At 48.5% G+C, this 8,273-nt stretch carries 12 protein-coding genes; all 12 read left to right on the plus strand.

Translation table 11 applies throughout. The features are described from left to right. Positions 1-45 precede the first annotated feature (45 nt). Entirely contained in the window at positions 46-306 is a 261-nt protein-coding gene (locus H5T88_08795) for a BMC domain-containing protein (protein ID MBC7330439.1), read from the plus strand. Positions 307-340: 34 nt separating this feature from the next. Beyond that, complete coding sequence (locus tag H5T88_08800) at positions 341-988, plus strand: hypothetical protein (GenBank protein MBC7330440.1); 648 nt, start codon at positions 341-343, stop codon at positions 986-988. Next, positions 985-1,254: a EutN/CcmL family microcompartment protein gene (locus H5T88_08805; GenBank protein MBC7330441.1), complete on the plus strand. Its 270-nt coding sequence runs from the start codon at positions 985-987 to the stop codon at positions 1,252-1,254. The genes H5T88_08800 and H5T88_08805 overlap by 4 nt, the downstream gene beginning before the upstream one ends. A gap of 20 nt (positions 1,255-1,274) precedes the next feature. Continuing rightward, on the plus strand, positions 1,275-2,678 hold the full coding sequence (locus H5T88_08810; GenBank protein ID MBC7330442.1) for an aldehyde dehydrogenase: 1,404 nt from the start codon (positions 1,275-1,277) through the stop codon (positions 2,676-2,678). Between the two features lie 2 nt (positions 2,679-2,680). Next, positions 2,681-3,988 carry an SLBB domain-containing protein gene (locus H5T88_08815; protein MBC7330443.1) on the plus strand — a complete coding sequence of 436 codons (1,308 nt, stop codon included), beginning with the start codon at positions 2,681-2,683 and terminating at the stop codon, positions 3,986-3,988. Further along, a complete protein-coding gene (gene amrS, locus H5T88_08820; protein ID MBC7330444.1) occupies positions 3,985-5,025 on the plus strand; it encodes an AmmeMemoRadiSam system radical SAM enzyme in 1,041 nt (346 codons plus the stop codon). The genes H5T88_08815 and amrS overlap by 4 nt, the downstream gene beginning before the upstream one ends. Beyond that, complete coding sequence (locus tag H5T88_08825; protein MBC7330445.1) at positions 5,007-5,558, plus strand: BMC domain-containing protein; 552 nt, start codon at positions 5,007-5,009, stop codon at positions 5,556-5,558. The genes amrS and H5T88_08825 overlap by 19 nt, the downstream gene beginning before the upstream one ends. Beyond that, positions 5,559-5,873, plus strand: coding sequence for a hypothetical protein (locus H5T88_08830; GenBank protein MBC7330446.1), 315 nt, complete (start codon positions 5,559-5,561; stop codon positions 5,871-5,873). Then, positions 5,840-6,535: a (d)CMP kinase gene (locus H5T88_08835; GenBank protein ID MBC7330447.1), complete on the plus strand. Its 696-nt coding sequence runs from the start codon at positions 5,840-5,842 to the stop codon at positions 6,533-6,535. The genes H5T88_08830 and H5T88_08835 overlap by 34 nt, the downstream gene beginning before the upstream one ends. Further along, complete coding sequence (locus H5T88_08840; protein ID MBC7330448.1) at positions 6,520-7,143, plus strand: 1-acyl-sn-glycerol-3-phosphate acyltransferase; 624 nt, start codon at positions 6,520-6,522, stop codon at positions 7,141-7,143. The genes H5T88_08835 and H5T88_08840 overlap by 16 nt, the downstream gene beginning before the upstream one ends. Positions 7,144-7,647: 504 nt before the next feature. Further along, on the plus strand, positions 7,648-7,914 hold the full coding sequence (locus H5T88_08845; protein MBC7330449.1) for an RHS repeat protein: 267 nt from the start codon (positions 7,648-7,650) through the stop codon (positions 7,912-7,914). A 40-nt stretch (positions 7,915-7,954) separates the two neighbouring features. Continuing rightward, positions 7,955-8,273: hypothetical protein (locus H5T88_08850; GenBank protein MBC7330450.1), on the plus strand; the 319-nt coding region annotated here is incomplete at its 3' end.

Genomic DNA, 8,273 nt, shown 5'->3' on the forward strand with positions numbered 1-8,273 from the left:
TTTCGGGTGGCTGAAGCCCCCGCTGTAAGATTGGAAGCATTAGGAATGATTGAGACACGAGGACTCGTCCCAGCGATTGAGGCTGCGGATGCGATGGTGAAAGCGGCTAATGTTGTCCTCGTGGGCTATGAGAAGGTAGGTTCCGCCTATGTGACGGTTATGGTGAGAGGAGATGTCGGCGCTGTAAGGGCTGCGGTTGACGCGGGAGCGGCTAACGCAAAGAAGGTGGGGGAGGTAGTATCCGTCCACATCATCGCCAGACCACACGAGAGCCTGGAGAAGCTTCTGGAAAAGTTCAAGCTATAGGCGGAAATTATCTGCCTAAAGGAAGGAAAGTAAGGTGGATTTAGACCGCCTCGTTCAGCTGGTGGAGGCGGAGGTTCGCCGCCTATTGAGTGAGGGGACGAAAAGTCCACCTCCTCAAATCTCCTCGTCAAGTGGAGGGGAGGGTGTGCCAGTTTTGGTCATAATGCTCCATACCTCCCCTCCTTCAAACCTCCTTCAAAGGCTGAGAGAACAGGGCAAAAACCCTGTTATCTGGCAGAGAAACCTCTCTATGGAGGGTTTTGAGGAGGTCTGGCTTTCCGAGTTGAGGGTAAGCGATGTAGCAAAGATGGCGCTCGGCTTGTTTGATACACCCGCACTTGAGGCGGTCTTCCAGGCACTATCCTCGGGGAAAAAGGTATACGCTGAGCCTTTGAAGCTTCCTCAGGCTTGCCCGCCCGCTTTAGCCAATCTCCTCAAGGGGTACTGGGAAACCTTGCTTTCCTATGGAGTTATTCCGGCGGGAAAGGAAACGCCTTCCCCTGCTCCCGCTCCCTCAACTTCGCCACCCCAGAGGATGATCATAACTCAAGATGATATAAGGGAGGCAAAGGAGAAAGGTCTTCAGGTTATGCTTTTGCCTCCTAATTCAATCGTTACGGATATGGCTCGCGAGTTGGCGGAGAGGTTAGGAATACAGATAAAAGAGGAGGTGCAGAGTTGATTATCGCGAAAGTTATAGGAATGGTTGTCTCCACTCGTAAAGAGGAAGACCTCAAGGGGTTCAAGCTTTTGATAGTTCAGCCTTTAACCCCTCAGGGCAGGGAAAGGGGAGAGCCCCTTGTTGCGGTTGATACTGTGGGAGCGGGGATTGGGGAGATGGTAGTTGTCGCTCTTGGCTCGCCGGCGAGATTGGCGGTTGATAATCCCAACGCTCCTGTTGATGCCTCAATAGTGGGCATCATAGATTCCATAGATTTTGCTAAATAATAGAAGGGAGGTATCCCGCTATGGCTATGAACGAGGAAAAAATAAGAGAGGTCGTTCAAAGGGTTATTAGAGAACTTTTCGAGAGGCAAGCTCCCTCTCCTCAACCTGTTATGAAGAGTGGCGGAGAGGATGGGATATTCGCCACTCCCGATGAGGCAGTTGAGGCAGCTTATGAAGCCCAGAAGAAACTGATTGCCTTGGGGTTAGATAAAAGAAGGGAGATAATAGAGGCTATTCGGCAGGCAGGTCTTAAGAACGCACGCAGACTCGCCGAAATGGCGAGAGAGGAAACGAAGATGGGTAGGGTGGAGGACAAAGTGAAGAAGAACGAAGCGGCTGCCCTACTTACTCCCGGAATGGAGGATTTGGAGCCGGAAATCATAGTCGGTCCAAAGGGGACGACTATTCAAGAATATGTCCCCTATGGAGTCATCCTCTCCATCACTCCGATGACGAATCCCACTTCCTTTGTCATCAGCCATGCCATTTTGATGATCGCGGGTGGGAACTCCATCGTTATCTCTCCCCACCCTCAAGCGAAAGAATGCACGAAGGAAACAATCAGGGTAATAAATAGAGCGATTGTTGAAGCGGGAGGTCCTCCTAATCTCGTAACAGCCGTAGCGGAATCCTCTACGGAGGTAGCTCAACAGCTTATGCAACACCCCAAAGTTAGTATGGTTACGGCGGCGGGAGGACCAGGCGTTTGCCAGGCAGCTCTTCAAAGCGGAAAGAAGGCAATCGTTGGAGGTCCAGGAAATCCGCCTGTTTTAGTGGATGAGACCGCGGATATACCCAAAGCAGCCGCCGATATAATTAAGGGTGCCTCATTTGATAACGATATCCTTTGCATCGGGGAGAAGGTAATTGTTGTGGTGGACTCCGTTGCCGATGCCCTGATGAGGGAGCTGAAGAGGCAGGGGGCTTATGAGGCGAGAGGTGAGGAAGCTGAGCGAGTGATTAACACGATAATCCAGGATGGAAGGGTAAAGAGGGAGTGTGTAGGGTTGGATGCAGGCGTTATATTAAGGATGGCGGGGATAATGACTCAGGAGGAACCAAAGATAATCGTGATTGAGATAAGCGACACCGACCACCCCCTCGTTATGGAAGAGCAGCTTCTGCCCGTCCTTCCCTTCGTTAGGGTTAGAAACTTTGAGGAGGGGTTGAGGCTTGTTCTCAAGGCGGAGAGGAACTTCAAGCACACCGCAATCCTTCATTCTCGTAACTTGCCCAATATCTTACGCTTCCGCCAGGAACTTCATACCAACTACTGCATCATAAATGGTCCTTCATTGGCTGCGGTTGGAACGGAAGGGGAAGGTTATCTCGCTATGACCGTCGCTTCTACTGGTGAAGGACCAACTCGCCCTAGGGACTTCTGCAGAAGGAGACGCTTCATCCTCTGCGGCGGCATCCTGTAATAATGGAGATTATAGAAAAGGTCAAAGGAGCAGGAATAGTAGGCGCGGGAGGGGCAGGCTTCCCCACTCACATAAAGCTCTCCTCCGAGGCGGAAATTCTCATCGTCAATGGTGCGGAATGCGAGCCCCTTCTCAGGGTTGACCAGCAGATTCTTCCAAAGGAGAAAGCCACTTTTTTAAGAGGGTTGGAAGCCGCAAGGGAGGCAATAAAAGCGAAGAAGGTGTTCGTTGCCCTCAAGCCGAAGTATAAAAAGGCTATTGATTCGCTGAAGGGCGAAGGTCCCTTTGAGCTCTTTATTCTCGGCGATTTCTATCCCGCGGGCGATGAGCAAATCCTCGTCTATGATGTGACGGGAAGAATCGTCCCAGAAGGTGGGATTCCCCTAAATGTGGGATGTGTAGTTCTTAATGTTGAAACGGTCATCAATATAGGCAGGGCGCTTGACGGTCAACCGGTTACAGAGAAATATGTGACCGTTGGCGGCGCAGTGGCTAATCCAAGCACTTTCAAACTTCCCGTGGGCACTCCCGTTAGAGATGCGATTGAGCTCGCTGGCGGAGCTTTAGTGGAAGATTTCTTCCTCATAGATGGCGGTCCAAATACGGGAAAGTTAATCCCTTCATTAGATTACCCCATTCTCAAAACCACGAAGGCAATACTTCTTTTCCCAAAAAGCCATTCCCTATGGGGAAAATTTTCCCCAAACTTGAAAGCGGTTCTAAATAGGGCGGTAGCAACCTGCTGTAATTGTAGGGAATGCACTGAGCTCTGCCCTCGCTATCTCCTCGGTCATTCAATGGAGCCTCATCTCGTTATGAAAGTCCTTTCCTGGCGATTGGCGGAGCCAGATAAATTAACGGAGGCTTATCTATGCTGTGATTGTGGGCTCTGCGAGAATTACGCCTGCCCTATGGGGCTCTCTCCTCGCAGAATCATCCAGTCGCTCAAGCAAAAACTGATTGAAAATAAGGTCCCCAATCCTCATAGAAAGCAACCCACTTCAACAAGGGCGCTCTTCTCCGCTAAGAGGGTGCCAACCTCAAGGCTTATCTCTCGCCTCGGGATATCCCAATATGACCTCCCTGCTCCCCTTAAGGAAATAGATTATCAACCGAATTACGTAGTTTTACCACTTAAACAACACGCTGGCGCTCCCGCTAAACCGGTGGTTAAGGTGGGAGATAAGGTTAGGAAAGGGGATTTGATAGCGGATATTCCGGATGGTGCCTTGGGAGCTAAGCTCCACTCCTCAATAGATGGGGTTGTTCGTTCCATTACAGCCGAGGAGATAAGGATTGAGAAAGGATGAGGGGATTAGCGCTCAGGTCAGCATCTCTATGGGAGAGGAAGGAAGAGAAGAAAGTAGAGTGTCTTCTCTGCGAGAGAAGGTGTTCTATTGAGGAAGGGAAAAGGGGGTTCTGCGGGATGAGGTTAAACGAGGACGGCTCTCTCTTTACCCTCTCCTATGGGAATCTTAGCGCCATTGAATCCCGCCCAATAGAGATTAAGCCCTTTTACCACTTCTATCCCGGCTCAACAGCCCTTACCATTTCCACCTACTCCTGCAATTTCCCCTGTCCCTGGTGTCAGAATTGGCAAATCTCAAAACATATTGAGGAAGAGGGAAGGTTCCTTTCCCCTGAGGAAATTATAGAAATGGCTTTAGGCAGGGACGATGGAATCTGCGTTTCCTTCACTGAGCCAACCCTTCTCTACGAATATTGCCTTGATTTATTTCCTCTTGCTAAGGAAAATGGGCTTTATACTTGCATCGTCTCAAACGGCTATATGACGGAGGAAGCACTAAAAGGCATGAGGGAGGCGGGACTGGACGCAATTAAAATAGATATAAAGGGAACGCTTGAGAAATATAGGAAGTTCTTGAAGGCTAATGGAGAGATTCCCTGGAGAAACGCCAGATTAGCCTTGGAGATGGGAATGCATTTGGAGATTGTCGTCCTGATGGTTACTTCCCTGAACGATAATGAAGAGGATTTGATATGGATAATTGAGCGCCATCTAAAGGATTTAGGTGATAGCGTTCCCCTTCACTTCACGAGATATTTCCCCGCCTACCGCTTCCATGCTCCACCCACGGAGATAAGAAAGATGGAGTGGGCTTATGAGGAAGCGAGGAAAAGAGGGGTGAAGTTCGTCTATTTGGGAAATATTCCCGGTCATCGCTATGAGAATACCTACTGCCCTTCCTGCGGAACACCCTTGATAACTCGCTTTTCCTTTGAAGTTCTCTCCATAAACATAGTTAATGGACGCTGTCCAAATTGCGGAGAGAGAATACCGATAATTATGAAAGAAGGAGGAGAGAGATGGCGCAAAACGCCTTAGGAGTTATAGAATTTGTATCAATTGCAAGGGGAATGGAAGCGCTGGATATAATGCTGAAATCCGCCGAGGTAACCCTCTATTTAGCTACACCCCTTTGCCCGGGGAAGTTCACAGTCGTCATCGGCGGAGAAGTAGCGGAGGTTGAGACGTCCCTAAACGCCGCGGTCGCCTTCGGGGAGGATAATGTTATTGACAGAATGGTTATAGCCAATCTACATCCCTCCGTCTTTCCCGCTCTAAACGCCACCACCGAATTTGAAGTTGGAGAGGCGTTGGGGATTATAGAGACTTGGTCCATTTCCTCCGCTATTTTAGCCGCCGACGCAGCAGCCAAAGCGGCTAATGTCCAACTCATTGAGGTAAGGGTGGCGAGGGGCTTGGGTGGAAAGGCTTTCGTAACTCTCACGGGAAATGTATCTGCCGTCACATCAGCGGTTGAGGCGGGAGCAGCCCTCGCCTCAAGAGAGGGAATTCTCGTGGGAACAGCGGTAATAGCTTCTCCTCATCCCGCGATTTGGGAGGGATTGAAATAGTTGGTAATTGAGGATGTTTACGCCAAGCTCTTGGATGTAATGAAGGATTTGGGGGGTGATTTCACCACTTTTGATGTCATAAGAGCTTTTAGAACGAGATATGGCGATGATTTCTTCCATCTTGTTGAGCGCTATGGCTGTGAGGGTGGGAAGGGAAGCGGAAGGCGCTATACTCCCTATGTTTACATCGGAAAACAAATCAGCAATCTTGCCCGAAAGGGATGGCTACTGGAGGCGGGATGGAGGGAAGAGGAAGGTTGGTCAGCTCCCAAGGTGAGGAGATGGAGAATCAATCCACGACTCTTAATCGTTTAAAGATAGCTATAGATGGTCCAGCGGGAGCGGGCAAAAGCACCCTCGCCCGTCTGCTTGGCGAAAAATTGGGTATCCCTTATATTGATACAGGGGCAATATATAGAGCTTTGGCCTTAAAGGCGCATAGGATGGGGATAAGCGAGGATGATGAGGAGAATTTAGCTAAGCTCGCAAGGGAATTGAAAATTGAATTTAAAAGAGATGAGAGGGGAATGAGGGTATATCTTGATGGGGAGGATGTGTCTGAGGCGATAAGAACTCCGCAGATAACCCGTCTCTCCTCACCTGTTTCAAAGCATCCAAAGGTAAGGGAAGCCCTGCTTGAACTTCAGAGAAAATTGGCTGAGAATGGAGGGGTTATGGAGGGAAGGGATATAGGGACGGTTATCTTGCCCGACGCGGATGTGAAGATTTTCTTAACTGCATCAGTGAAAGTAAGGGCTTTTAGGAGGTATTTAGAGCTAAAGGAAAAGGGTTATGAGGTGAATTTGGAGGATTTGGAGAGGGAGATAGAGGAGAGGGACAAAAGGGATTCCACAAGAAGCGTTGCTCCCCTGAGGATGGCGGAGGACGCCGTTCTTCTAAATACCGATAACTTAACGATTGAGGAAATGGTGGAGAAAGCGCTGAGGATTATCCGCGAGAAATGTGGTATTGGATAGGAGCCCATCTTCTCCATATCATCTTTCGCAACTTCTTACACCTAAAGGTTTATGGCAAGGAGAACATCCCTAAAGAGGGGGGAGTGATAGTAGCGGCGAATCATATATCCTACTTGGACCCTCCGCTTCTTGGCGTTGCCATGATGCCATATAGGAAGCTCTATTACATAGCGAAAAGGGAGCTTTTCCGCATACCCATTTTGGGGTTGATATTGAGATTGGTGAATGCATTTCCCGTAAAGAGGGGAATGCCCGATAGGATAGCTTTGAGAAAGGCACTGAATTTGCTTAAAAGAGGGGAAGCGGTTTGCATATTCCCTGAGGGGACGAGGAGCAGGGATGGGAGATTACAGGAGCCCGAATTGGGGATATCGCTTTTAGTGCAAAAGAGCGGAGCGCCAGTTCTTCCCGTAGCGGTAATAAACACTGACAAGGCTCTTCCCCGAGATGCGATTATGCTCCATCCCGCAAAGATAAGAGTATACATAGGGAAGCCATTCTATCCTTCAATGGAAGGAGAGCCAAAAGAGTTGAGAAAAAGGATAGCGAAGGAGGTTATGGAGAGGATAAGGGAGCTATTGGAAAAAGGGAAAAGGGAGTTTGAGTGATTGGTGGGGCTCCACTAACATCCTTAGACAATAAGCTATATCAAACAAGGAACTGACGAGCATCAACAAATGTATTTCGCTCAATCTAATGCCCCTCGAGGAAAGCCTTGCAATCTCCACCCTTGTGTCATTGCGAGGCTTTCCGAAGGAAAGCAGTGACAATTTCTTCTTTCTTCATAATAAATTGATGTAAGCGATGGCTTAAAGGTAGGGATTACATCTATAATAGATGTTTCAGGATAATAAGGGGAATAGTGAAGAGGCTATGGAGTGAGGGTGGAGCGATTAGGGAGGATTTGGCGATAGCGAACTTCCTCCAATGCCCGGAGGGAACGGTTAGAAGAAGATTTCGCTTGGTGAAAAGAGAGCTCCGCAAATTTTTGAAATAATGAGCGAGCAAAACTCGCAAAAATGGACACATATATACTATGGAACACAATGAACGGAACCATCCCAAAAGGAAGCGAGACGCGTATTGACAGATAGGCAAAACTATTATATCATTTGTACGGTTTTCAAGGTAGGTTGGTTCAAGTGAGGGATGCCTTGAACGATATAACTCAGTATCAATACGATGCCAATGGCAATCTGACGAAGGTGGTAGATGGGAAATTGAAGGTCAAAACTGACGGAAGAGGATGGAAGACATATTTCTTCTACGATTCGATGGGAAGGTTGATGCATAAGCTCTACAATAACGGAACGGGAGAGGGCTATAAGAACTACGCAGTGGGAAGACTGACGAGGAAGACCTTGCCAAATAGAAGATAAAATATCTTGTACTTATGATAGGGCAGGAAGGCGAACGAGTATGACCGACTATTTTGGCGGTCAGACTAGTTATAGCTATGATGCTCTGGGAAGATTGACTTCTCTCACCAATCCCTATCTCGGCGAGCTCGGGTATTATGGAGATGCTGGGATGTATCTCCTAACGCAAAGATGGTATAATCCTATGATTGGAAGGTTTGGCGTGAAAGATCTCGTAAATTTTGGGAAACTTCGTGCCTCGGAGGGATATCGTTATGTAGCTAATAACCCAGCCTCTAGCGTTCATACTTATGGGCGTATCCCAATACCACCTTTTATCTATAAGCTTCTTAACTTGGGGGCAGCTGTATCATGTTTAG

It is taken from the genome of bacterium, from assembly GCA_014360495.1.
Lineage (GTDB): Bacteria > Armatimonadota > JACIXR01 > JACIXR01 > JACIXR01 > JACIXR01.